Here is a 23,670-nt window from a genome sequence, read left to right as displayed (position 1 = left end):
AGTCCCCAGCCTGTGGAGGAGAATATTTCGGTCGGTTCTGTGACACGATCTTCCCGTACTATCTCCAGCGAACGGCTACACCTGGACAGCGGATTACGCTTTCGGTTCAGAAGGGTCACACTCCGGCCGTGAGTTACCGGGACTGGGGACGCGGGGAGGGCAGCCCGCGCGAGCGCCCGCCGACCGCCTCGTGGGGTGAGCCCATGCTGCCCGCTCCGGTCGCCCCGTACGACGAGGACGCGCGCTATCGCACCTCCAGTCGGCGGCGCGCGCTGGACCGTGGGCAGGATGAGCCGGTCGACGCCTACCTGCCGCGGTGGGCGCTGGAGTCGGGGGTTCGGCACGCCGACGGCGGTGGCCGACACGCCGCGCCCGACGAGGACGAGCCCGACGTCGAGGTCGAGCGTCCGAGTTCCGGGGGCGGCTGGCGAAGCCCCGAGACGGGCGCCCCACGGCGTGCCATCGAGACGGGTTGGCGTGCGCAGCCTGCGATCGGCGCGGGTCCCGATTCGGACCACACCCGGGAGTGGACGCTCGACCGACCGCAGGACGGGGGGTACGCCGGCCGCCGGCGTGCCGACGCGGCGGGCGAGGAGCCGGTCTCCGGCGCGGTCCCGGACCGTCGTCCCCGCCGTGCGCCCGCCGGCCGTCCCCAGGTGATCTGGTCCGGTGGGGATCTGGAGTCCGATCCGGCCGACGGGACGTCCCGTCCGGAGCCGAGCCGGCCGACACGGCGCAGCCGACGGGCGGCGGAGGAGTCCTGGACACGTCCGGCGGTGGATCCGTGGGAACGCGGGTCGGAGCGGGCGGCGGAGCCGGACCCGCCGTACGCGCCAGCCGTGGATCCGTGGGACGCGTCGGGTGTGCACGCGTGGCCGCCGGCCGGGCCGGACGGCACCGACCTGAGCGAGCAGTGGTCGCAGGCGGAGAGCATCGGTGGCTGGGAGCGGTCGGACCGCACCGGCCAGTGGGAACGATCGGCGGTCGAGGACGACCAGTGGGACCGGACGCTCCCACCCCGTTCCGACCGCTTCACGGCCGCCGAGGGGTGGCCGAGCCGGGACAACGGTTTCTGGTCCGGCACGCGGTTGTCCGGGGACGATCCGCGCTGGATGGACACGACGACGTCGGCGCCCCGGTCGCCTGTGGTCGGTTACACCGCTCCACGACCGCGCACTGCTCCCGTACCCCCTGAGGACGCCCGGCGTCGGCCGCCGGTCGGCGCGGCGTCGGTCCGACGGCGGGTGGAGTCCGTGGCGACCGGCGGTTGGGCGCGTCGTCTGGAGGACGACCTGCTCGACCCGGATCCCGGCGGGTCCGTCCGGCCTCTGCTCTACACCGCCGCCTGTTACCTGGTGCCGGCGGTGCTGATCTTCCTGTGGTTGCTGACGTTGGACGGGCAGGCGCCGGCGGGGTGTGTCACCGACATCAGCGGGGGTGGCTGCGACTCCGCCCGGTCACGGGCGTTGGAGTCGCTGCTGGCCGGCTCGCCGCGCTTCGGGTTGGCGCTGGTGAGCAGTCTGGTGGTGGCGGCCCTGCTGCGGCGGGTGGGCACGACGTGGCGGTCGGCCACCATCGCGCTGGCAGCCGCGGTTGTCGGCGGTGGCCTCTCCACGGTGCTGATCAGCGCGGTGACCGGTCAACCGATCGGCTGACGGCGAGCCGTCACACGAGGGCATGCGCGAGGGCCCGCACCGATCGCTCGGTGCGGGCCCTCGTCGTGGTGCAGCTGGTCGTCAGCCCTGAACGACGTTCAGGTTGAACGACGCGGTGACCTCGGGGTGCAGCTTGATCTTCACCGGGTAGGTGCCGGTCGACTTGATGTGACCGGGCACCTCCAGCCGGCGACGGTCGAGGACCGGGCCGCCGGCGCCCTTGACGGCGTCGACGATCTCGGCCGAGGTGACCGAGCCGAAGAGCCGACCGCCGTCGCCGGCGCGGGCCTTCAGGTTGACCTTGAGACCCTCAAGCTGGCCCTTGACCTCGTTCGCGTGGTCGAGGTCGCGGATCTCGCGGGCCGAACGGGCCCGCTTGATGACCGTGACCTGCTTTTCCGCGCCCTTGGTCCAGGCGATCGCGAAGCCCTGCGGCAGCAGGTAGTTACGGCCGAAGCCGTCCTTGACCTCGACGATGTCGCCCGGGGCACCGAGGCCGGACACTTCCTGAGTCAGGATGATCTTCATATCGGTGCCTCCTCTCAGCGGGCCGTTGCGGTGTACGGCAGGAGCGCCATCTCGCGGGCGTTCTTGACCGCGCGGGCGATCTGCCGCTGCTGCTGCGAGGTCACGCCGGTGACCCGCCGAGCGCGGATCTTGCCGCGGTCGGAGATGAACTTGCGCAGCAGCGCCGTGTCCTTGTAATCGATATAGGTGATCCCGTCCTTGTCGAGCGGGTTCACCTTCTTCTTCGGCTTGCGAAGTGCCGCAGCCTTGGCCATTGACCTTGCTCCTGGTTTGCGATCGCGGGCGCTCGGCGCCATTAGAACGGAGGCTCCTCGTCGAAGTTGCCGCCCGAACCGGCACGCGCGGGAGAAGGTGCGGCCGAAGCCCAGGGGTCGTCGAAGTTGCCTCCGCCGCCACCCTGGCCACCACCGAAGCCGCCGCCACCGCCACCGGAGCGGGACATCTTCTGCACCTTCGCCGTGGCGTAGCGCAGCGACGGGCCGATCTCGTCGACCTCAAGCTCGATGACGGTGCGCTTCTCGCCCTCGCGGGTCTCGTACGACCGCTGACGCAGCCGACCCGAGACGATCACGCGGGCGCCCCGCTGCAGCGACTCGGCGACGTGCTCCGCCGCCTGACGCCACACGGTGCAAGCCAGGAAGAGCGGCTCGCCGTCCTTCCACTCATTGGTGGTCTTGTCCATGAAACGGGGCGTCGAAGCGACCCGGAACTTGGCGACCGCCGCACCGGACGGGGTGAACCGCAACTCGGGGTCATCGGTCAGGTTGCCGATGACCGTGATGGTGGTGTCTCCTGCCATGACCATCTCCTCGCGCACTCAGCGTCTCGTCGTACAGGCTCGCAGAGCCGTACGACAGAGTCGCGGAGGCTGATCCGGGCGAACCGGGTTGAATGCCGGACTGAATGCTTAGCGCATCTCCGGCCGGATGACCTTGGTGCGCAGCACGGACTCGTTCAGCCGGAGCTGACGGTCCAGCTCGGCCACGGCAGCAGGCGTGGCCTGCAGGTCGACGACGGCGTAGATGCCCTCGGCCTTTTTGTTGATCTCGAACGCGAGGCGCCTGCGGCCCCACACGTCCGTCTTCTCAACCGAGCCACCCGCGGTCCGAATCACGTTCAGGTACGTGTCGAGCGACGGGGCGACGGTGCGTTCCTCGAGGCTGGGGTCGAGGATCACCATGATCTCGTAATGACGCAAGACGTGCTCACCTCCTGTGGGCTAAGCGGCCACGGTCCTTCCGTGGCAGGAGGTCGTGCGTCGCTGCCCGCACGTGCCGGGGGAACCCGGCCGGACGCGGACAACCTGACCAGGATACCCGGTCTGGACGATCATGCCCGGGGTGGTCGGGCCAGTGCCCCGGACATGCCGACGGGGGCCCGCCACCCGACCGTCACTGGTCGGTGGCGAGCCCCCGTCAACGAGGCCGCGGAGCGTCCCGTCCGCATTCCTTGGGTGGGACCTGGGGAGGAACGACCACACCGATGAGGTTGGACCGAAGACGCCCCGCGGAGCTTTATCGTGTTGTTATCTGACGATACAACGGCTCTTGTCCCTTGTCGGGGCAAAAGGCAGAATCTTCCGAGATTCTGCGTCGGCGGAGATCTGGTACGTCGAGGGGTCGCCCCCACGGCGCCGGGCCGCGCCGCGGGGATGACCTCGCTCCGGGGCCAACGAGCGCCGACTGCCATGCGCGGCGAACCGCCACGCGCAGCCCCGGGCCCTGCTCGCCGGGTTCCAACCCATCAACGATCGTCGACCGGCCGGGGTGACGCGACGAGCGACGACACCGCACCGGCCGTCGCCGCAGCCGTCGGGGTCGCGACGTAGGCTCGCTGCCATGCGTATCGGAGCCCACGTCGATTCGACCGACCCGCTGGCGGAGGCGACCGCCCGGTCCGCCGACACCGTGCAGTTCTTCCTCTCCGACCCGCAGGGATGGAAGGCACCCAAGCCGCGGGAGGACGCCGAGCAGCTGCGCGCGGCCGAGGTCGACCTCTACGTGCACGCCCCCTACGTCATCAACGTGGCGACCCTCAACAACCGCATCCGGATCCCCAGCCGCAAGCTGCTGCTCGGGCACGCGACCGCGGCGGCCGAGATCGGCGCCAAGGGCCTGATCGTCCACGGCGGGCACGTCAACGCCGGGGACGACCTGGCGGTCGGCTTCGACAACTGGCGCAAGACCTTCGCGTACGCGGCCGACTCCGGCGGCTTCGGCGTCCCGGTCCTCATCGAGAACACCGCCGGCGGCGACAACGCCTGCGCCCGCCGGCTGGACGCGCTGGCCCGGCTCTGGGACGCCATCGGCGACCACGAGGTCGGCTTCTGCCTCGACACGTGCCACGCGTACGCCGGTGGCGAGGAGTTGCTCGGTCTGGTCGACCGGGTGAAGGCGATCACCGGCCGGATCGATCTGGTGCACGCCAACAACTCCAAGGGCGCGTTCAACTCCGGCCAGGACCGGCACGACAACCTGGACGGCGGGACGATCGACCCGGAGCTGGTGGTGGCCGTGATCCGGGCCGCCGGTGCGCCGGTGGTCGTCGAGACCCCGGGCGGCGTGTCCGGTCAGGCGGCCGACATCGACTTCCTTCGCCAGCAGCTCGGGACGGAGCGCCCGGCCGCATGACCACCGGACAGCCCGGGAACCCCCGGCCCACTCCGACCGACGACGCGCCGAGCCCATCGGCGCCGACGCACGTCGGGGCCCCGCCCGCCCCGCCGTCTCCCGCCAGCGCCACGTCCCGGACCGACGCGACCGCCGGCACCGACGCGGCCAGCCCGCCCCGCGCCGATGACACGCCTGTCGCCACCGCCGGGGCCGAGGGTGACGCCGCCCCGAACGGCCGGGCAGAACGCGACGCCACGAAGGACGGCATCGTCAAGGTCGGCGGCAGGAAGTCCGCCGCGAAGGGCCGCCGCGCGAAGAACGGCGCGGCCAAGGACATCGCGGCCAAGGACATCGCGGCCAAGGACGTCGCCGTCAAGGACGCCGCGGCCAAGGACGCCGCCGTCAAGGACGCCGCGGCCAAGGATGTCGATGAAGCCGAGGGTACGAAGGCGGACGACGCCGAAGCTCCGCGCAAGGCCGACGGTGACGCGAAGCCGGTCGAGGCCGAACGCTGGGAGGCGTTCGCCTCGGCGCCGGAGCCGCGGCCCAGCCGACTCAGCCGAGCCGCCCGCGCCGTCGGCCGGTTCCTGGCCCACGAGTGGACCCTGGCGACCCTCGCCTCGCTGACGCTGGCCGTGCTGATGACCTGGCCGACGCTGCGCTACCCGCGCTACACCCTGCCGCAGGACACCTGGGATCCGAGCCTGCAAGCCTGGCAGATGGCCTGGTCCGGGCACATCCTGCTGGCCGACCCGGCGCGACTGTGGCAGTCCAACACGTTCTTCCCGGAGCTGTGGAGCTTCGCGTTCTCCGACACGCTGCTCGGCTATGCCCCGGCCGGGATGCTCGGCAGCGGTCCCCAGGACGCGGTGCTGCGCTACAACATCATGTTCGTGCTGGCGCATGCGCTCGCCACGCTCGGCGCGTACGCGCTGGCCCGGCAGCTCGGCGCCGGTCGGATCGGCGCCGCCGTCGCCGGGGTCGCCTACACCTATGCGCCGTGGCTGCTGGCCCAGGCCGGGCACCTGCACGTGCTCTCCAACGGTGGCATCCCGCTGGCGCTCGCGATGCTCGCGCGGGGGCACGGCTGGTCGCTGCGGCACGGCTACCGGCCGGAGCGGCGGCATGACGGCTGGGTGTACGCCGGCTGGCTGGTGGCGGCCTGGCAGGTCAGCCTCGGCTTCGGCATCGGCCTGCCGTTCGCGTACTTCCTGGCCGCCGCGGTGCTCGTCGTCGCGGTGCTGTTCGGAGTTCGCCGGCTGAGGTCCGGTCGGGCGCTGCCGTTCGGCCGCCGACTCCTCGTGGCCGACATGGTGGGTGGGTTGTTCTTCGCCGGGGTGGGCGTGCTGATGGCGTCCCCGTACTTCATGGTGACCGAACTGCACCCGTACGCCGAGCGGACGATCCGCGACATCAGCATCTTCTCGCCGCCGGCGTCCGGCTTCGTGACCGCACCTGCCGAATCACGGATCTGGGGTGGGTTGCACGAGGGCGCCCGTGCGGCGCTGCCGTGGCATCCCGAGATGACGCTGCTGCCGGGCTTCGTGCTCTACGCGCTGGCCGCCGGTGGGCTGTTCTTCTCGGTCTGGCGGCTACGGCACCGGTTGCTGTTGCTCGTCGGGGTGCTGGTGACGATGGCCTTCGCGATGGGCACCCGCTTCTTCGACGGCACGTTCACCTACGTGCCGCTCTTCGAGCACGCACCGGGCTGGAACGCGCTGCGTACCCCGGGCCGGTTGATGCTGTGGACCACGTTGCTGCTCGCGTTGCTCGCGGCGGGCGCGGTGACCGCCCTCACCGACCGGGTCCGTGAGCTGGCCGCGCAGCGGATCCCGTCCTGGCCGGGGCCGTGGCTGCGGATGGCCACCCTGCTGCCGCTGCTGCTGGTCACACTCGAGGGCCTGAACGCCACCCCGCATCCGGTGGTGCCGACCGAGCCGGCGGCGATGCGCTCGGCTGAGGGACCGATGCTGGTGCTGCCCAGCAACCAGAGCATCGACCAGCACGTGATGCTCTGGTCGACCGACGGGTTTCCGGACGTGGTGAACGGCGGCAGCGGTTTCACGCCTCGGCAGCTCGACGACGTCCGGCGGATCAGCCAGTCGTTCCCCGACCAGAAGAGCGTCGACTACCTGCGGACGTTCGGCGTGCGCACGGTGGTGCTGCTCCGCAGCCAGGTGCCCGGCACCCCGTGGGAGATCACCATCGACGCACCTGTCGAGTCGCTCGACATCACGCGTCAGGACGTCGGCGACGCCGTCGTCTATCGACTCTGACGCTCTCTCACGTGGTGATGGCCGGCTCCGGTTCGGGTTCGGTGGGCGTTGCTCGGCGGCGCCAGCGGTCCAGCCAGGGTGCGTCCGGTGCGCCGTCGAGCACGCCGCCGTCGGGGTCGTCGGCGTAGGTGGCCCGTACGGCGTCCTGCTCGGGGTGCATGATCTCCCGGATGACCAGCACGCACAGGGTCACCACTGTCGCCAGCCGCAGCGTCGAGGCCAGCACGAACACGCCCTCCGGGAAGACCGGGCGGCTGGTCGCCGCGCCGAGCAGCTCACCGTAGAAGGCGACGAAGTAGCAGACCTCGGCGAGCTGCCAGGCCAGGAAGGCCCCCCACTTCGGGCGGGCCAGCACCACCAGCGGCAGCATCCAGAGCACGAACTGCTGGGACCAGACCTTGCTGAAGATGAGGAACGCGGCGACCACCAGGAAGGCGAGTTGGGCGAGCCGGGGCCGGCGCGGCGCCCGCAGCGCCAGCACGGCCACGCCGAGGCAGGCCAGCCCGAAGAGGGCGTACGAGATGGTGTTGAGGGCGGGGATGTTGGCGTTCAACCATTCGAACGGGCCCTGCTGGCCGGGGTCGTTGCCGACCTTGCCGTCGAGATAACGCCCGATGTACCAGAGTGTGCCCCAGTCGATCGGCCGGGTGGTGTTCAGCTCGAAGAACCGGCCCCAGTTGTCGGGGTAGGCCCGCGCGGGTTGCAGGTTCACCAGCACCACCGCGGCGATCGCGGTGCCGATGGCGGTGAGCGCGGCGCGGAGCCGGTTGGCTCGCAGCGCCAGGACGAGGATCGGCCCCAGCAGGAACAGCGGCCAGAGTTTCGCCGCGCCGGCCAGGCCGAGCAGGACGCCGGCCACCGCTGGTCGTCGTCGGGCCCAGGCCAGCAGACCGAACGCCGCCAACCCGATGGCGAGCAGGTCCCAGTTGACGGTGGCGGTGAGCACCAGGGCCGGGGCGAGTGCGAACAACGCGGCGTCCCAGGGTCGTCGGCGCCGCAATGCCAGGATCACCGCCACTGTGGCAATGGCGAGGGCACCGAGCACCAGCGCGTTGAGGTTGTAGAACCACTGGCCCTGGTTGATGCTCGGGTCGCCGTCGCCGATGGCGTGCACCGGAAGGCCCAGCGCCCCCATGAAGTAGCCGGTCAGCACCGGGTATTCCACCGGGTGGTCCCGGTAGGGCACCTTGCCCTCGTTGAGACCCTCGGCGTAGTAGAGGGCGAGGACGTCGGTGTAGCAGAACCGCGTGTACTGGACGTTCTTCTGCCAGGCGCCGTCCTGGCACGGGGATTTCTGCACCCAGTGCAACGCGAGCGTGAGGCAGGCCAGCGCCAGGACGATCCGGACGACGGTCCAGAACCGACGCTCGTGGCCGGCTGGCCGGTCCAGTGCCGTCGCGTGGTCGCCGAGCGGCCCACCGATGGCGCCGGAAAGGCCGCGGACGAACCCGTCGGAGCGGGACGGGTGGTCGGTGGTGCCGGCGTCGTCGATGCCGGGCGTCGACTGGGTGCTCATAAAAAGGCATCCTGCCGTACGACGGGGGGTGCGTGGAACACGCACGTCACAGTCTGGTTCGACATGACCCATCGACGTCGGAAGCTGTGAGCGTCCGCACGCCGCACCTGACGGACCGGATCTGGGTGACCTTCGGACGTGCCGTCGCGGGCAGCTTCGCGTACGGAAAACGCCGCCGCCGACCGGACGGGTTCGTCCAGCCGGCGGCGGCGTCGTGCGTGGTGCGGGTCAGTCCCGCGTGGTGGGTGTCAGCCCGGGCAGCAGCCCACCACCGTTTCCGCCATTCCCGGGACCGCCGGGGCCGCCCGGACCGCCGGGGCCGTTGCCGCCGGTGTTGCCGTCGGTACGCGGGCAGAACGGGTTGGTCAGCGGGTCACAGGTAGGTCCGCCCGGCCCACCGGGTTGACCGGGCCCACCCGGCTGGTCCGGGGGCGGCGGCGGAGGTGCTGCCTCACCGTTGCCGGAGTTCGGGTCGCCGATGTTCGCCGCGGCCGGGAAGTCGAGCTTGTCCTTGCCCTTCAGCGCCTCGTTCATGTACCGCTCCCAAATGTCACCCGGGAGGTTTCCACCACTGACCTTGCGCTTGTCCTTGAGAATGAGTGGCTTGCGGTCCTTCACGTTGCCCACCCAGACCGCGGTGGCCAACTGCGGCGTGTAGCCGATCATCCAGGCGTCGCCGTTGTCGGAGCTGTCGCCCTTGAGTTCCCAGGTGCCGGTCTTGGAGGCGGCCTTGCGGCCGTCATCGAGCCGGTGGTTGACCGCAGCCGGGTAGTCCTTCAACACCGACGTGACGTCGGCTACCACGTCCTTCTCGATCCGCCGCTTCGAATCGAGCTTCTCGCTGGACACCTTGTCCCACTTGCCGGTGTTCGGGTTCTGCTTCTCCACCGAGTAGAGGAAGTGCGCCTTGTTGTAGACGCCGCCGTTGGCGAAGGTGGCGACGCCGTTGGCGTGGTCCAGCACGGTGATCGGGTACTGGCCGTAGCCGACCACGTTGAAGAACGGGTTGGGCGTGATGTCCTTCGGGTCGGACTTCGTCAGGTCGTACGCCTTGGCCGGGTTGGTGTCCGTACGCCACATGGTGGTGACGCCGGCCTGCTTGGCCATGTCGACGACCTTGTCGGCACCGATCTCCTGGGTGACGTAGTAGAACGGCACGTTCAGCGACTTGAGCGTCGACACCCTGAGCGTGCAGGAGTTGTGGCAGCTCGGGTCATCCGTACCAGCGTTGCTGACCTTGAACTTGGTGCCCTCCGGGGTGAACGCCTTGCCCTTCCACCGGGACTCGAGTGCCTTTCCGGCCTTGAGCGCGGCCGCGAGGGTATAGATCTTGAAGCTCGAGCCTGGTGAGTGGCCGCCGCTGATCGCCCCGTTGGAGTCGGTGTTCTTGCCGGCGTAGTCGGTGCCGGTGCCGTTGTCGCCGCCGTAGTAGGCGACCACCCGCCCGTTCGACGGGTCAACCGAAACCACCGCGGCCATGAGGTTGGACGGCTGATCGCTCAGTTCGGAGCCCTTGGTCTTGCGCTGGGCCGTCTCGACCGCCGCCGCCTGCATCTTGGTGTCGATGGTGGTGCGAATCCGGTAACCACCGGCCATCAACGCCTGCGTGCACAGTGGCTTGGCCTCCGTCACCTGCTCGTCCTTGTCGACGCAGATGCCCTTGTCCCGCATCTCGTCCCGGACGTAGTTGATGACGTTGCCGTACGGCGTGTCGACGCCGTAGTCGAGCCCGACTCCGCCCTTCTTCGGGCTCTTGATGCTCTTCAACGGATATTCGGTGGGCCGCTCGGCCGCGCTCAGCCAGCCCTCCTTGACCATGCCGTCGATCACGTAGTTCCAGCGATCCTGGGCGTCCGTCGGGTTGATCGCCGGGTCGTAGCCCTGGTGCGTCGCACTGGGCTCCGGTTGCTTGATCAGAGCGGCGAGCACCGCGCCCTCGGCCGGAGTCAGCTTCGACACCGACTTGCCGAAGTAGGTCTGCGCCGCCGCCTCGATGCCGTAGGCGCCGCGGCCGAAGTAGATGACGTTCAGGTAGTGCTGCATGATCTGCGGCTTGGTGTACTCGTCGTTGAGCTTGGAGGCGAAGATCGCCTCCTTGACCTTCCGGCCGTAGGTGTCGTCCTTGAGGTTCTCGATCGCGTTGCGGGCGTACTGCTGCGTGATCGTCGAGGCGCCCTGCTTGTCACCGCCGGAGACGTTGTTCCATGCGGCCCGGACGATGCCCTTGTAGTCCACACCGGAGTGCCGGTAGAAGTTGCGGTCCTCGGCGGCCGCTACCGCGTGCTGCACGTACTCCGGGATCTGCTCGATCGTGACCAGCGTGCGGTTCTGGGTACCGACCTTGGCGATGATCGTCTTGTTGTCGAACGCGTAGAGGGTGGTCGCCTGCGGCGGAGTGATCTCGTCTGGCATGACCACGTTCGTCGAGTAGTAGGTGAACCCGACCACGCCGACACCGGCGAGCATGATGAAGACGGCGAACCCGGCGATCAGCAGGTTCATCCGCTTGCGCTTCTTGGCCTTGGCCGCTGCGGCGGGGTCGCCCGCACCACGGCCGCCTCGCCCACCTCGGCCCGGCCCGTTCGGCCCACCAGGACCACCGGGGCCGCCCGGTCCACCGGATACCGGCGAGACGCTCGCCCGAGCGACCGCGGCGCGGCCACCCACCGACGCTGAACCGACGCTGGCCCGGCCCGCCGAGGCGGCGCCGACGGCGGCGGTGCCGACCCGCGCCCGGCCCGCGGGTGCGCCCGGCGCCGGGGAAACCGGCACGGAGGCGCGGCCCGAGCCGGCGCGTCCGGCAGCCGCACCCGGCGCCGGCGACACGGGCACCGAGGCTCGGCCGCCGCCGCCCGGCGTGGCCGAACCCACCGACGCGGACCCGGCCGCGGCACCGCCACGTGGCGGCACGGACGCCGAACCACCCACCGACGCGCGACCACCGGCGGCCGGCGGTGTCACAGAGGCACGACCGGGGGGCGCCGCAGGCTCCGAGGCGGACCAGCCGCCTGCCCGGGAGTCACCTCCGGGCCGGCGGTACGCGTCGTCCGCGCCCGGTCCGGGGTCGCCGTTCGGGCCCGGGTACTGGGCCCGCCCGCGCGCAGAACTGGGATCGCCGTACGAGTTCATTCCTCACACCCTGCCGGTCGCGGTGGGGCGCGACTGCGCCGCCACCGGGTTGCCGTGAGTTGTTTCACCCGGGACGCCGGCACGGGGGTGCCGGCTCGCCAAGGTCATTGCCGTATCAATGGGGCCAATCGGACCAACGAGTGGTCGACCGTCCCGGGCGATGTGCACGGCCCCGGAGCCGGTCGAACCAACTGAGATCACCGTTGCGCCTCTCGCCTCCGCCGACCCACGTTCCCGGCGCCCGCCGCGTCCTGCTCGCTGCCGCCAGCACCGTCGCCATCACCCGTGAGACCGTCCCGGCCGAGCAGGTACTGCTCGACGAGATGGTTCCAGTCACAGCCGAGGCACACCTCCACCACGAAGACCTGGAACTCACGTAGCGTCATCGCCAGCACGGGCAGCTCGGCCAGTGTCCGGGCCTGTCCGGCGGACTGCTTGAGTTCGTCCCCGTAAATGTAGTGGACGAGAGTCAGATTCTCGCTGCGACAGATGGGGCATCGACGGTCGGTCGGTTCACCGTGGAACCGGGCAGCGTTCTTCAGGTACGGCGACGCGTCGCACACGTCGTACGTGCCGACCCGGCCGGCCAGGAGCTCACGCAGCACTGCTCGCTTCTGAAGCGAGTAGTCGACGACCTGGCGCTGCGTACGCATGCGGAGAAGGGTACGCGGTCCGGCTCGACGAGGCGACCACGGTCACGATCCGTGACGGAAGGACCCCGGAACGGGGGTTTGCCCTGGCCCACGCGACCCGCTAACGTGCGATGTATCGGTCCGATACATCGCGGCGGTTACCGCTCCGCGCCGGAGGGTAAAGAGAGGGTGGCCCGTGCTCGAATTCGCCATCCTCGGCCTCCTGCAGGAGTCTCCGATGCACGGCTATGAGCTGCGCAAGGAGCTGACCGCCAAACTCGGCGCGATCCGGGCGGCGATCAGCTACGGCTCGCTCTATCCCACGCTACGCAGGCTCCAGGCGGCGGGATGGATCACCGAAGCTGCTGAGACGCCCGCCACCGCCGAGGAGGTTCCCGCGCTGACCAGCCGACGAGGTCGGGTGGTCTACAAAATCACCGCGGAAGGCAAGGAACGCTTCGCCCAGCTGATCGCACAGGCCGGGCCCGAGACGTACGACGACACGGGCTTCGGGGTGCACTTCGCGTTCTTCGCCCGGACCGACCAGGCGACCCGACTCCGCATTCTGGAGGGTCGCCGCCGCAAGATCGAGGAGCGTCGCGAAGGGCTTCGTGACGTGCTGGGCCGGGCGGCCGAGCGCCTCGACGCTTACACGCTGGAACTGCAGCGCCACGGTCTTGATGCCTGTGAGCGCGAGGTCCGCTGGCTGGAGGAGCTCATCGCCAACGAGCGCTCCGGCCGAGCCCCGACGGTCCCGAACATCGGGACAGCCGGCGGCCGACGAGAAGACAACAGCCCGCCTCCGCCTGGAGAGACCAGGAAAGAGCGGCCGTGACAGAAAAGAAGGAGGCAGACGCTATGGGCTCCGTCCGCGTCGCCATCGTCGGTGTGGGTAACTGCGCCTCGTCCCTGGTTCAGGGCGTCGAGTACTACCGGAACGCCAACCCGAACGACCGCGTCCCGGGTCTCATGCACGTCGCCTTCGGCGACTACCACGTCAACGCCGTGGAGTTCGTCGCGGCATTCGACGTGGACGCCAAGAAGGTGGGCATGGACCTCGCGGAGGCGATCGTCGCCAGCGAGAACAACACCATCAAGCTCTGCGACGTGCCGCCGACCGGCGTCACCGTGCAGCGCGGCCCGACCTTCGACGGTCTGGGCCAGTACTACCGCGAGATCGTCGAGGAGTCGGACGCCACCCCGGTCGACGTGGCGCAGGCGCTGCGCGACGCGCAGGTCGACGTCGTCGTCTGCTACCTCCCGGTCGGCTCCGAGCAGGCCGCCAAGTTCTACGCCCAGGCCGCGATCGACGCCGGCTGCGCGTTCGTCAACGCCCTGCCGGTCTTCATCGCCTCCGACCCGGAGTGGGCCCAGAAGTTCACCGACGCCGGCCTGCCGATCGTCGGTGACGACATCAAGAGCCAGGTCGGCGCCACCATCGTGCACCGCGCCCTCGCGAAGCTCTTCGAGGACCGCGGCGTCGAGCTGCTGCGCACGTACCAGCTCAACTTCGGCGGCAACATGGACTTCATGAACATGCTGGAGCGCAAGCGGCTCGTCTCGAAGAAGATCTCGAAGACCCAGTCGGTCACCTCGCAGATCCCGCACGAGATGAGCAAGAGCGACGTGCACATCGGCCCGTCGGACCACGTGCCGTGGCTGGACGACCGCAAGTGGGCGTACATCCGCCTCGAGGGTCGCTCGTTCGGTGACACCCCGCTCAACGCCGAGCTCAAGCTCGAGGTGTGGGACTCGCCGAACTCGGCAGGCGTCATCATCGACGCCGTGCGCGCCGCGAAGATCGCCCTGGACCGGAAGATCGGCGGCCCGATCCTGTCGGCCTCGTCGTACTTCATGAAGTCCCCGCCGGTGCAGTACGCCGACCACGACGCCCACCAGGCCGTCGAGGAGTTCATCGCCGGCGAGGTCGAGCGCTGACCCGCTGAGCACCAGCACGGCCGAGGGGCCGGGTCCTGTCGGACCCGGCCCCTCGCCGCGTCTGGCACCGCAGTGCGGCGATCGGTGGCGGCTCGGCAGCATGGTGCTCGGCGTGTCGAACTGCTCAGCAGCCAACGATCAGCCGATGGACCTGCGAGCGACGCCGTCAGGACCAGGCGTGGCGCAGCGCGACGCTCGCCTCCAGCTCCAACAGCGTGACCTTGCGCGGCAGGCCCCCGCCGAAGCCGACCAGCTTGCCGCCCGCGCCGACGATCCGATGACAGGGCACGATCACCGGGATCGGGTTGCGGTTGCAGGCCACCCCCACCGCCCGCGCCGCACCGGGATCGCCGACCAGCCGCGCCACCTCGCCGTACGTCAGCGTCTCGCCGTACGGGATGCGCGTCATCTCCCGCCACACCGCCCGCTCGAACTCGGAGCCGCGCGGCATCGACACCGGGGCGGTGAAAGCGGTGAGCTCACCCGCGAAGTACCCCCGCATTTCGGTCATCACCTGCCGGGACAACGCGTCGCCGGGCTCGTCGGCCGCCGCCCCGACCCGCCCGAAGGCCGCGCCACAGACGTTCGTGCCGTCGGTGGCCACGGAGAACTCGCCGATCGGTGAGTCGAGCACGGTCCAGCGCATCCACCCATTCTCCCCGACCCGTACGTCGCTACCCCTCCGGCTACCAGCGTCGGGTCGAACGCCATTCCTCGGCGGCCCGGACGGCTTCTTTCGCCGCGGCCCGTTCTGCCTGTGCCCGGTCGCGGTCGCGGAAACCCAGATAGAGCTTGCGGCCGGCGTAGATGGGGAGCAGCACAGCCCCGTAGAAAAGCACGACAGTTTCGTCGTTCGAGCTGAGCAGGTAGTAGGCGTAGTAGCCGGCGAGAGCACCACCGATGCCGGCCAGTACCCGATCGACCCGGGATGTGGTGGCGAACGAGGTGACCGCGACGCCCAGCAGCGCGACTGCGGTCAACGCCAGGCTGACGATGTAGAAGACGACCACGATGTTCGGGAGGGTCGGGTCGGCCACGGGCAGGTCCTCTCGATGCGCGTTGACCGGGACGATCTGCCGGCGGCGGAGAAGATAACGCGCCCGAGCCATCCGGCGCTGCCCTGTTTTCGATCAGCTCGGGAAAGATTCATCTCCGCGTCGAGCGCGACCGTTGAACCTTGCACCACGTCGATACCGTGCGGGTCGTGGCCACGGGGACGCTCATCTTTCTGATCATCGGTGGGGCGGGTGTCGGCGTGCTGGCACTCGCCCTGCTCGGCAGCGAACTGCTGCACTTCGGGCACGCCGACGTGGACGGGCCGATCTCCACCGAGACGGTCGCCGGGTTCGCCGGCGCTTTCGGGTTCGGCGGGGCGATCGTCAACGAGCTGCTCGGCGCGCGTACCCCCGCGCTGATCGCGGGTGCGGCGGCCGGCGGCCTGCTCGCGGCCGTGCCCACGGCGTGGCTGGCGTCGCGGCTCAGTCGGGCGGCGCGCAACATGCGCACCGACCCCACCCCCACCCGTGACGACCTGGTCGGCGCGCTCGGCCTGGTCGTCACTCCGGTGCCAGCCAACGGGTACGGCGAGGTCCGCATTCGCCTCGCCGGCCAACCGGTCAAGCTCAGCGCCCGCGCGGACCAGCCGATCCCGATCGGTGCCCAGGTCTTCGTCGTGCAGGCGCTCAGCGAGACCAGCGTGCACGTAGAAACCTACTGACCTCCCCCTCATAGACGGGACTCCTCATATGGCCCTACTCATCGCCATCGGTGGTGCGGTTCTCCTCGCGCTCGTCCTGGTGTTCTTCGTTCTCTCCCGGATCAAGGTGGCCGGACCGAACGAGGCGTTCATCGTCACCGGCCGCAAGGGCCGTACCACGCAGACCGCCGACGGTGCCCGGTCGACCGACAATTCCGGGCAGAAGGTGGTGCTGGGCGCCTCGGTCTTCGTGCTGCCGGTGGTGCAGAAGCTCCAGTCGCTCGACCTGTCCAGCCGGCGGATCGACGTCGGCATCCGGGGCGCGGTCAGCAAGCAGGGCATCCGCGCCGACCTGCACGGGGTGGCGATCGTCAAGGTCGGCGGGACCGAGGACGCGATCCGGGCAGCCGCGCAGCGGTTCCTGCACCAGCAGGACGAGATCGACAACTTCACCCGGGAGGTGCTGGCCGGCGCGCTGCGCTCGATCGTCGGCCGGCTCACCGTCGAGGAGGTCATCCGGGACCGAGCGGCGTTCGCCAGCGCGGTGGCCGAGGAGGCCGAGCACTCGATGACCAACCAGGGTCTCGTGCTGGACACCTTCCAGCTGCAGGACATCCTCGCCGAGGGTTCGTACCTCCAGGACCTGGGGCGACCCGAGGCGGCCCGGGTGCTCAAGGACGCGGCGATCGCCGAGGCGCGGGCCCGCCAGCAGGCCGAGCAGGAGCGGCTGCTCGCCGAGGAGGCCATCGCGGAGGCGAACCGGAACCTGGCCCTCAAGCAGGCAGGCATCCAGGCGGAGATCGATGCGGCGAAGGCCAAGTCGGCCGCAGCCGGGCCGCTCGCCCAGGCCGAGCGGGACCAGGCGATCCTCTCCGAGCAGCAGAAGGTCGCGGAGCGCAACGCCGAACTCAAGCAGCGTCAGCTGGACACCGAGGTGCGCAAGCCGGCCGACGCCGCCCGGTACAAGGTGGAGCAGGAGGCCGAGGCGGCCCGCAACGCGGCGGTGCTGAGCGCCGACGCGCAGCGCCAGGCCGTCATCGCCGCCGCGCAGGCCTCCGCCGAGCAGGCACGGCTCACCGGTGAGGGCGAGCGCGCCCGGCGGGCCGCGCTCGCCGAGGCGAACGCGATCGAGGGCGCCAAGGAGGGTGAGGCCGAGCAGCGGCGGCGCTCCGCGATCGCGGAGGCGGTCGAGCGGGAGGGTACGGCCGAGGCCGCGGCCATCCAGGCGCGAGGCCAGGCCGAGGCCGACGCGATGGCCCGCAAGGCCGAGGCTTTCGCTGCGTACGGCGAGGCCGCGGTGCTGGACCTCCTGGTCAAGGTGCTGCCGCAGGTCGTCGAGGCGGCGAGCGCTCCGATCGGGGCGATCGACAAGATGACAGTCATCTCCACCGACGGCGCGTCGTCGCTGACGAAGTCGGTGGCCGGCAACGTCGCCCAGGGACTTCAGCTCGGCAGCGACCTGACCGGGATCGACCTGGCCGGTCTGCTGGGCCGACTCGGCGCCCGTGCCGACGACGACGCCGCTCGCGCCGCCGATTCGGCGACGCGGGGCGGAACGCCGACGGCGGGTAACGCGGTCGTCCCGAGCACCCGCTGATCGGACTCCATCGTCCGGTAAGCAGTGACGCCGCCGAGCCGAACGGTTCGGCGGCGTCAGGCAGGCCACGGCTGGGCCAGCCAAACGCCGGTCGGTCCGCTGGACCCAGCGGACCGACCGGCGTCGGTAGAGAGGGCTGTTGGTCAGGCGAGCCCGATGGTGAACTTCTCCCAGGGCCCGAGCCCGTAGGTGGGGCTGGACCAGTCGATGTTCCGGTTCGCGATGAGCGGCTTGCCACCGCCGCTCTCGGCCGTCACGGCCTTGTCATTGACGTACGCACCGAAATGGACCGTTCCGTCGGCGTTGTGGTCGATGACGTAGAAGACGGTCGAGTCGGTGATCGCCGTGCCACTTGCGAGCAACGGGTTGGCCCCGGCGGCCACGTACTTGTTGTTGACCAGCGCCCGCAGCGCGTAGTACTGGTATCCGAGGTCGACCAGCTCGTACTTCTCCCATGCACCCGGTGCGGTGGCGCGGGCGATGAGCGGCTTGGTCCCGCCATTCTCCGCGGTGACGAACTTGCCGTTCGCTGACGCCTTGAGGCTGATCACCGGGTTCGGCGACTCCAGGTCGAACTTCTCCCAGGCACCGATGGTCGTGCCACGGGCGATCAGCGGCTTGGTGCCTGCGGACTCCGCGGTAACGAACTTGCCGTTGACCTGCGCCTTGAGGCTGACGCTGCCGTCGGTGTTGTTGAGCAGCTGGAACTTCTCCCAGGCCCCGATGGCCGTGCCACGGGCGATCAGCGGCTTGGTGCCTGCGGACTCCGCGGTGACGAACTTGCCGTTGACCTTCGCCTTCAGGGCGACAAGCCCACTGCCGGCAGCGACGAGGTCGAACTTCTCCCACGCCCCGAGGACGGCGCCGCGCGCGACAAGCGGCTTGGTGCCAGCGGACTCCGCGGTCACCAGGCTGTCGTTGGTCCGGGCCCGCAGGCCGACGTCGCTGCGGGTCGTCACCGCCGGTCCGACGTAGAGCAGCCGGTCCAGGGAACCCGTCGTGCCGAGCACGGCCCCCGAGATACCGCTGGTCACGATGTAGTCCCGTACCTGGGCCGGGGTCGAGGTGGGGCTGACGGCCAGCCGCAGTGCCGCAGCGCCGGCCACATGTGGCGACGCCATGGAGGTGCCGTCGCCGACCAGGGATGCGGTAGGGCTGGCGATACCCGCCGAGGTGATGCCCACGCCCGGGGCGAACGTGTCAAGGCACGAACCCCAGTTCGAGAAGGTCGCGCGCATGTCGATCCGGTCCGTCGCGCCCACCGTGATCGCCGTCGGCAACGCGCTCGGTGAGTAGTTGCAGGCGTCGTCGTAGCTGTTGCCGGCGGCGACCGCGTAGGTGATCCCGGAGGCGATGGAGGTGGCCACCGCCTGCTCCATGGCCGGGTCACGGCCGAAGACGGTCCCGAGACTCATGTTGGCGACGGCTGGCTTGACGGCGTTGGCCGTCACCCAGTCGATCCCGGCCAGGATCGTCTCGGTGTCACCCTTGCCCGAACAGTCGAGCACCCGTACCGCCACCAATTTGACATCCTTGGCGACGCCGTAGGTGCTGCCGCCGAGGGTGCCGGCGACGTGTGTGCCGTGACCCTCGCAGTCCTCGGCGACCGTGTCGTCGTCGACGGCGTCGTAGCCGTACGAGGCCCGGGTCCCGAAATCCTGGTGGTCGATCTTGATGCCCGTGTCGATCACGTACGCGGTGACGCCGCTCGCCGACGCGGAAGGGTAGCTGTACGTCTTGTTCAGTGCCGGCGTGACCTGGTCGATCCGGTCCAGACCCCACGACGGCGGGTTGGTCTGCGTACCACTCGCCCGGTAACGCCGCACCGGCTGGACCGACGCCACGTCCTCGTCTGCCGCCAACCGCTTCGCCTGCGTCGCGCTCAGCTGGGCGGAGTAGCCCCGCAGAGTGCGGGTGAAGACCTGCCGGACCGCCCCGCCGTTGTTTCGCGACAGTGCGGTCGCCGCCGCGCGGGTCTGCGCAGGGGTTGCCTTGGTGTCCTTCAACACGACGATGTAGCGACCGGGCACGACCGCGTCCGCCTGGTCATTCGGCGAATCGGCCGGGGTACGCGGAGCGGAGGGAAGCTGCGCCCCACCCGGCTCGGCCATCGCCGGCACGGTGGTGAGGACGGACGTCAAAGTTGTCACTGAGGCGAGCACCAGGCCCACCGCCGCCGTTCGGTATGTCACGCCACGGCTGAAAATCACATGTACTCCCCGTAAGCAGACCAGCGCCCACCCACGATGGATCATCGATGAGGCCCGCAATCCTGCGGCGCCTGACAGGCGCTGGTGAATGTTGCACCATCGTCTATGAGCGCCAATGCTGAGGCTTCATCCGTTCGGTGGACAACATTGGATATTCACCCGGCCCGCCGTCTCCGGAGTCCTTACCGGACTACCGAATACCCTGTTCGTTGGCCCAGCGCAGCAGCTCCGCCTCGGCGGCGTCGCGGTCCAGCGGGCCGTGCTCCAGACGCTGTTCCTTGAGGTGCTTCCAGGCCCGCCCCACGACCGGCCCCGGCGGTACGCCGAGCAGCTCCATGATCGCGTTGCCGTCCAGGTCGGGACGCACCCGGGCCAGGTCCTCCTCGGCGGCGATCCGGGCGATCCGGTCCTCCAACGCGTCGTAGTCGGCGGCGAGCTGCGCGGCCTTACGACGGTTGCGGGTGGTGCAGTCCGAGCGGGTCAGCTTGTGCAGCCGGGGCAGCAGGTCGCCGGCGTCGGCGACGTAGCGGCGCACCGCCGAGTCGGTCCACTCGCCCCGCCCGTACCCGTAGAAACGCAGGTGCAGCGCAACAAGCGCGGTCACCTTCGCGGTGATCTCCTTGGGGTAGCGCAGGGCCTTCATCCGGGCCTTGGTCAGCCGCGCGCCCACCACCTCGTGGTGGTGGAAGCTGACCCGACCGTCGGACCCGACGGCCTTGGTGGCCGGCTTGCCCACGTCGTGCATGAGGGCGGCCATCCGCAGGATGAAGTCGCAGCCCTCCTCCTCGAAGGAGACCGCGTTCTCGACGACCGTCAGCGTGTGCTCGTACACGTCCTTGTGCTGGGCGTGCTCGTCGATCTCCAGCTTCAGGCCCGTCAGTTCCGGCAGGAACCGCTCGGCCAGCCCGGTGTCGACAAGCAGCCGCAGCCCGGTGATCGGGTCGGCGCCGCAGAGCAGCTTGGTGAACTCGTCCCGCACCCGCTCGGCGGTGATCCGGTCCAGGTCGGCGGCCATCCCGGTCATCGCCGCGTGCACGTCCGGGTGGACGGCGAAGCGCAGTTGGGCGGCGAACCGGGCCGCGCGCAGCATCCGCAGCGGGTCGTCACCGAACGACTCACGCGGGGTGCTCGGCGTACGGATGACCTTGGCCGAGAGGTCGTCCAGCCCGCCGTGCGGGTCGGTGAAGCGGTGCTCCGGCAGGCTGACGGCCATCGCGTTGATGGTGAAGTCACGCCGCTTCAGGTCCTCGTCGAGGCTGGTGCCGTACACCACCACCGGGTTGCGGCTGACCTGGTCGTACGACTCGGCCCGGAAGGTGGTGATCTCCAGCCGGAGGCCGTCGCGCTGAGCGCCGATGGTGCCGAACTCCCGGCCGGTCTCCCAGATCGACTCGGCCCAGCCCTTGATGATCCGCAACGTCTCGTCGGGGTGGGCGTCGGTGCAGAAATCCAGGTCGTCGCCGAGCCGGCCGAGCAGGGCGTCGCGGACCGAACCGCCCACCAGGTGCAGCTCGTGACCAGCGCGAACGAAGCGGCGGCCCAACTCGTCGGCGACCGGCGAGACCCGGAGTAGTTCGGCGACGGCGTTGCGCTGCGCGGCGGTGAGTTCGCGGCGGTCGGCGGCGTGAGGAGCGGAGGCTTCGGACATGGGATCGCCAGCTTATCGGGCCTGGGTGTGATCCGATCCGCCGGGCGCGGGTAACGGGCAGGGGTTGACTATGGTCTGTGACGTGCGGGTCGGCGCCCGGCTCGACGTACCCCTGGGAGGCTGGAGATGAGCGGCGGGCTCTACCGCAGCGCGAACGCCGCGCGGGACGGCGGTGCGGGAGCCAACGTCCGCCCCTCCGACGGCGCCACGTTCATTTCGGCCGAACCACTGAACCAGCCGGCCATGGAGTCGACCGCCCCGCCGCAGGAGCAGGTGGGCGAGGCGAGCGCGGCGGCCAACAGCGCGGTGATGGCGGTCGGCAGCCTGGTCAGCCGGGGTACGGGCTTCCTGCGCACGCTCGCGTTGACCGCCGCGCTGGGCGGCGCGCTGGTCGGTGACGCGTACACGACCGCGCAGATCCTGCCCGGGATGGTGTACGAGTTCCTGCTCGGCGGCATCCTCACCAGTGTCCTGATCCCGGTTCTGGTGCGCCGGCGCAAGGTCGACAGCGACGGCGGCCAGGCGTACGCCCAGCGGTTGCTGACCCTCGCGGTGCTGGCCCTGGCCGCGGCGGCGCTGGTGGCGGTGGCCTTCGCCTCCGTGCTGACCTCGCTCTACGCCAGTAAGAAGACCGGAGCCGACTTCCGGGATCTGGTCACGGCGCTGTCCTACCTGATGTTGCCGATGATCTTCTTCACCGGCCTCAGCGCGCTGATCAGCGCGGTACTCAACACCCGGGGGCACTTCGCCGCCCCGATGTGGGCGCCGATCCTGAACAACATCGTGGTGATCGCCACGGCGGGCCTCTACATCGCGATCTTCGGCGCGACGATCGTCAAGCCGGACGAGATGACCACCGGCCGGATCCTGCTGATCGGCGGCGGCACCCTGCTCGGTGTCGCCATCCAGGCCGCCGGGCTGCTGCCAGCCCTGCGCAAGGTCGGTTTCCGCTGGAAGCTCCGGTTCGACTTCCGCACCCTCGGGCTGCGTGAGCTGGGCCGCCTCGGCGGCTGGATGTTCTGCTACGTCGCGGTCAGCCAGGTCGGCCTGATCGTGCTGTTCAACCTGCTGAACCGGGCCGGTAAGGAGAACGCCGCCGGCCCACTGATCTACAACAACGTGTTCCTGCTGCTGATGATGGCGCACGGCATCATCGCCGTCTCGATCATCACGGCGCTGATGCCCCGGATGAGCGCGGCGGCGGCCGACGGCCGGTACGCCGACGTCGCCGCCGACCTGTCCCGCGGCACCCGAACCGTCTCGGCGGTGCTCGCCCCGATCGCGGTCTGCTACGCGGTGCTGGCCACCCCGCTGGCCGTGACGCTGTTCCGCTACGGCGCGTTCACCGACGAGAACGCCGCCGACACCTCACTGGTGCTGCTGCTCGCGGCGCTGGCGCTGGTGCCGTTCGCGATCAGTCAGCTCTTCACCTTCGCCTTCTACGCCCTGCCGGACACCCGCACCCCGGCGCTGATCAACATTCCGGTGGTGGCGCTGCGCATCGGGGTGCAGGTGGTGCTCTACGTCGCCTTCGCCGCACACTTCGCGGCGGCCGGGATGATGATCGGTAACGCCGTGTCCTACCTGGCGGCGGCGTTCGCCTCCGCCTGGCTGCTGCGGCCCCGCGTCGGCCGGATCGGGATGGGCGCCATCCTGCGTACCCTCGGCCGGGTCGTCGTGGCCGCGTTGGGCTCCGCCCTGGTCGGCCTGCTGGTGGTGAGCCTGCTGCCCGGGGGCGACACGCCGAGCTGGATGCAGGCCGTGGTCCAACTCGTCATCGGTGGCGCGGTGATCGGCGGGACGTACCTCGGTCTCGCCACGGTGCTGCGGATCGGGGAGATCACCGAGGTCGTCGGCATGGTCCGCCGCCGCCTCGGTCGCTGAGCGCAAGAAGACGGGCAACCGAGAGTCACAGCCACACGGAACGTGACAGCGGATCACCAGGCTGGGGACGCACCTGTGGATAACTCCGCGATTCGCCGGTCAGCAACCGGATCGGCCTGTGGATAACCAGCCGTACGGCTGAGCGTGGTCGCCCGATCGGCGGGAACAGGCGGTTGGCGGAGGGCACCACGCCAGGTCCAGCCCCAACGTCGGTCACTTGCGGTGAAGCCGTAGATTGGCTAGTACATGTGCCAGCAACGTGGCTGACAACGGTCGTAACCGGACGACTTCCCCGACTCCCGGCACCCCGCCGGGTACGGCAAGAAGATGACATGTCGGGGAGACGGGC

General features: G+C 70.0%; 19 protein-coding genes. 8 read left to right on the top strand and 11 right to left on the bottom strand.

Annotated features, from left to right (window positions below):
* Positions 1-128: 128 nt before the first annotated feature.
* Positions 129-1,655: a hypothetical protein gene (locus AB0B39_RS07360; protein ID WP_357491751.1), complete on the top strand. Its 1,527-nt coding sequence runs from the start codon at positions 129-131 to the stop codon at positions 1,653-1,655.
* 81 nt (positions 1,656-1,736) lie between these two features.
* Here AB0B39_RS07360 and rplI read toward each other — a convergent pair whose 3' ends face one another.
* From rplI to rpsF, 4 genes are all read right to left on the bottom strand, one after another.
* Positions 1,737-2,183: a 50S ribosomal protein L9 gene (gene rplI, locus AB0B39_RS07355; RefSeq protein WP_007453817.1), complete on the bottom strand. Its 447-nt coding sequence runs from the start codon at positions 2,181-2,183 to the stop codon at positions 1,737-1,739.
* A 14-nt stretch (positions 2,184-2,197) separates the two neighbouring features.
* A complete protein-coding gene (rpsR, locus tag AB0B39_RS07350; protein ID WP_007073789.1) occupies positions 2,198-2,437 on the bottom strand; it encodes a 30S ribosomal protein S18 in 240 nt (79 codons plus the stop codon).
* A gap of 41 nt (positions 2,438-2,478) precedes the next feature.
* Positions 2,479-3,000: a single-stranded DNA-binding protein gene (locus AB0B39_RS07345; RefSeq protein ID WP_357573722.1), complete on the bottom strand. Its 522-nt coding sequence runs from the start codon at positions 2,998-3,000 to the stop codon at positions 2,479-2,481.
* 90 nt (positions 3,001-3,090) lie between these two features.
* Complete coding sequence (gene rpsF, locus AB0B39_RS07340) at positions 3,091-3,381, bottom strand: 30S ribosomal protein S6 (RefSeq protein WP_007453836.1); 291 nt, start codon at positions 3,379-3,381, stop codon at positions 3,091-3,093.
* 640 nt (positions 3,382-4,021) lie between these two features.
* On the opposite strand from rpsF, the gene AB0B39_RS07335 reads away from it, so the two are divergent.
* Positions 4,022-4,813, top strand: a complete 792-nt coding sequence (locus AB0B39_RS07335; protein ID WP_357573721.1) for a deoxyribonuclease IV — start codon at positions 4,022-4,024, stop codon at positions 4,811-4,813.
* Complete coding sequence (locus tag AB0B39_RS07330; protein ID WP_357573720.1) at positions 4,810-7,071, top strand: hypothetical protein; 2,262 nt, start codon at positions 4,810-4,812, stop codon at positions 7,069-7,071. The genes AB0B39_RS07335 and AB0B39_RS07330 overlap by 4 nt, the downstream gene beginning before the upstream one ends.
* A gap of 7 nt (positions 7,072-7,078) precedes the next feature.
* Here AB0B39_RS07330 and AB0B39_RS07325 read toward each other — a convergent pair whose 3' ends face one another.
* The 3 genes from AB0B39_RS07325 to AB0B39_RS07315 form a co-directional block, all read right to left on the bottom strand.
* Positions 7,079-8,587, bottom strand: a complete 1,509-nt coding sequence (locus AB0B39_RS07325) for a glycosyltransferase 87 family protein (RefSeq protein WP_357573719.1) — start codon at positions 8,585-8,587, stop codon at positions 7,079-7,081.
* A 228-nt stretch (positions 8,588-8,815) separates the two neighbouring features.
* A complete protein-coding gene (locus tag AB0B39_RS07320; protein ID WP_357573718.1) occupies positions 8,816-11,716 on the bottom strand; it encodes a transglycosylase domain-containing protein in 2,901 nt (966 codons plus the stop codon).
* Between the two features lie 197 nt (positions 11,717-11,913).
* Positions 11,914-12,369, bottom strand: a complete 456-nt coding sequence (locus AB0B39_RS07315) for a DUF5318 domain-containing protein (RefSeq protein ID WP_357491741.1) — start codon at positions 12,367-12,369, stop codon at positions 11,914-11,916.
* A gap of 175 nt (positions 12,370-12,544) precedes the next feature.
* Here AB0B39_RS07315 and AB0B39_RS07310 point away from each other — a divergent pair, with 175 nt between their 5' ends.
* Both AB0B39_RS07310 and AB0B39_RS07305 read left to right on the top strand, forming a co-directional pair.
* Positions 12,545-13,183, top strand: a complete 639-nt coding sequence (locus AB0B39_RS07310; protein WP_074315526.1) for a PadR family transcriptional regulator — start codon at positions 12,545-12,547, stop codon at positions 13,181-13,183.
* Positions 13,184-13,206: 23 nt separating this feature from the next.
* Positions 13,207-14,286: an inositol-3-phosphate synthase gene (locus tag AB0B39_RS07305; protein WP_234588668.1), complete on the top strand. Its 1,080-nt coding sequence runs from the start codon at positions 13,207-13,209 to the stop codon at positions 14,284-14,286.
* Positions 14,287-14,452: 166 nt separating this feature from the next.
* Here AB0B39_RS07305 and AB0B39_RS07300 read toward each other — a convergent pair whose 3' ends face one another.
* Both AB0B39_RS07300 and AB0B39_RS07295 read right to left on the bottom strand, forming a co-directional pair.
* The gene (locus AB0B39_RS07300) at positions 14,453-14,932 is read right to left on the bottom strand and encodes a methylated-DNA--[protein]-cysteine S-methyltransferase (protein ID WP_357573717.1); all 480 of its coding nucleotides are present in this window, start codon (positions 14,930-14,932) and stop codon (positions 14,453-14,455) included.
* Positions 14,933-14,972: 40 nt separating this feature from the next.
* On the bottom strand, positions 14,973-15,395 hold the full coding sequence (locus tag AB0B39_RS07295; RefSeq protein ID WP_357491736.1) for a hypothetical protein: 423 nt from the start codon (positions 15,393-15,395) through the stop codon (positions 14,973-14,975).
* Positions 15,396-15,481: 86 nt separating this feature from the next.
* Between AB0B39_RS07295 and AB0B39_RS07290 the strand changes: the two genes are divergently transcribed.
* Together AB0B39_RS07290 and AB0B39_RS07285 are read left to right on the top strand one after the other, a co-directional pair.
* Entirely contained in the window at positions 15,482-16,003 is a 522-nt protein-coding gene (locus tag AB0B39_RS07290) for a hypothetical protein (protein WP_357492091.1), read from the top strand.
* A gap of 28 nt (positions 16,004-16,031) precedes the next feature.
* Positions 16,032-17,579 (top strand): SPFH domain-containing protein, encoded by a 1,548-nt coding sequence (locus tag AB0B39_RS07285; protein ID WP_234588674.1) that lies wholly within the window; start codon positions 16,032-16,034, stop codon positions 17,577-17,579.
* A gap of 143 nt (positions 17,580-17,722) precedes the next feature.
* Here the strand turns inward: AB0B39_RS07285 and AB0B39_RS07280 are convergent, their stop codons facing one another.
* The gene (locus AB0B39_RS07280; RefSeq protein ID WP_357491733.1) at positions 17,723-19,771 is read right to left on the bottom strand and encodes a S8 family serine peptidase; all 2,049 of its coding nucleotides are present in this window, start codon (positions 19,769-19,771) and stop codon (positions 17,723-17,725) included.
* Between the two features lie 208 nt (positions 19,772-19,979).
* Complete coding sequence (locus AB0B39_RS07275) at positions 19,980-21,437, bottom strand: CCA tRNA nucleotidyltransferase (RefSeq protein WP_234588678.1); 1,458 nt, start codon at positions 21,435-21,437, stop codon at positions 19,980-19,982.
* A 126-nt stretch (positions 21,438-21,563) separates the two neighbouring features.
* On the opposite strand from AB0B39_RS07275, the gene murJ reads away from it, so the two are divergent.
* Entirely contained in the window at positions 21,564-23,321 is a 1,758-nt protein-coding gene (gene murJ, locus AB0B39_RS07270) for a murein biosynthesis integral membrane protein MurJ (protein ID WP_357573716.1), read from the top strand.
* The last annotated feature ends 349 nt before the right edge of the window (positions 23,322-23,670 follow it).

This window comes from Micromonospora sp. NPDC049114 (genome assembly GCF_040648635.1).
Classification (GTDB): Bacteria; Actinomycetota; Actinomycetes; order Mycobacteriales; family Micromonosporaceae; genus Micromonospora.
This window is presented reverse-complemented; position numbering and strand designations above follow the sequence as displayed.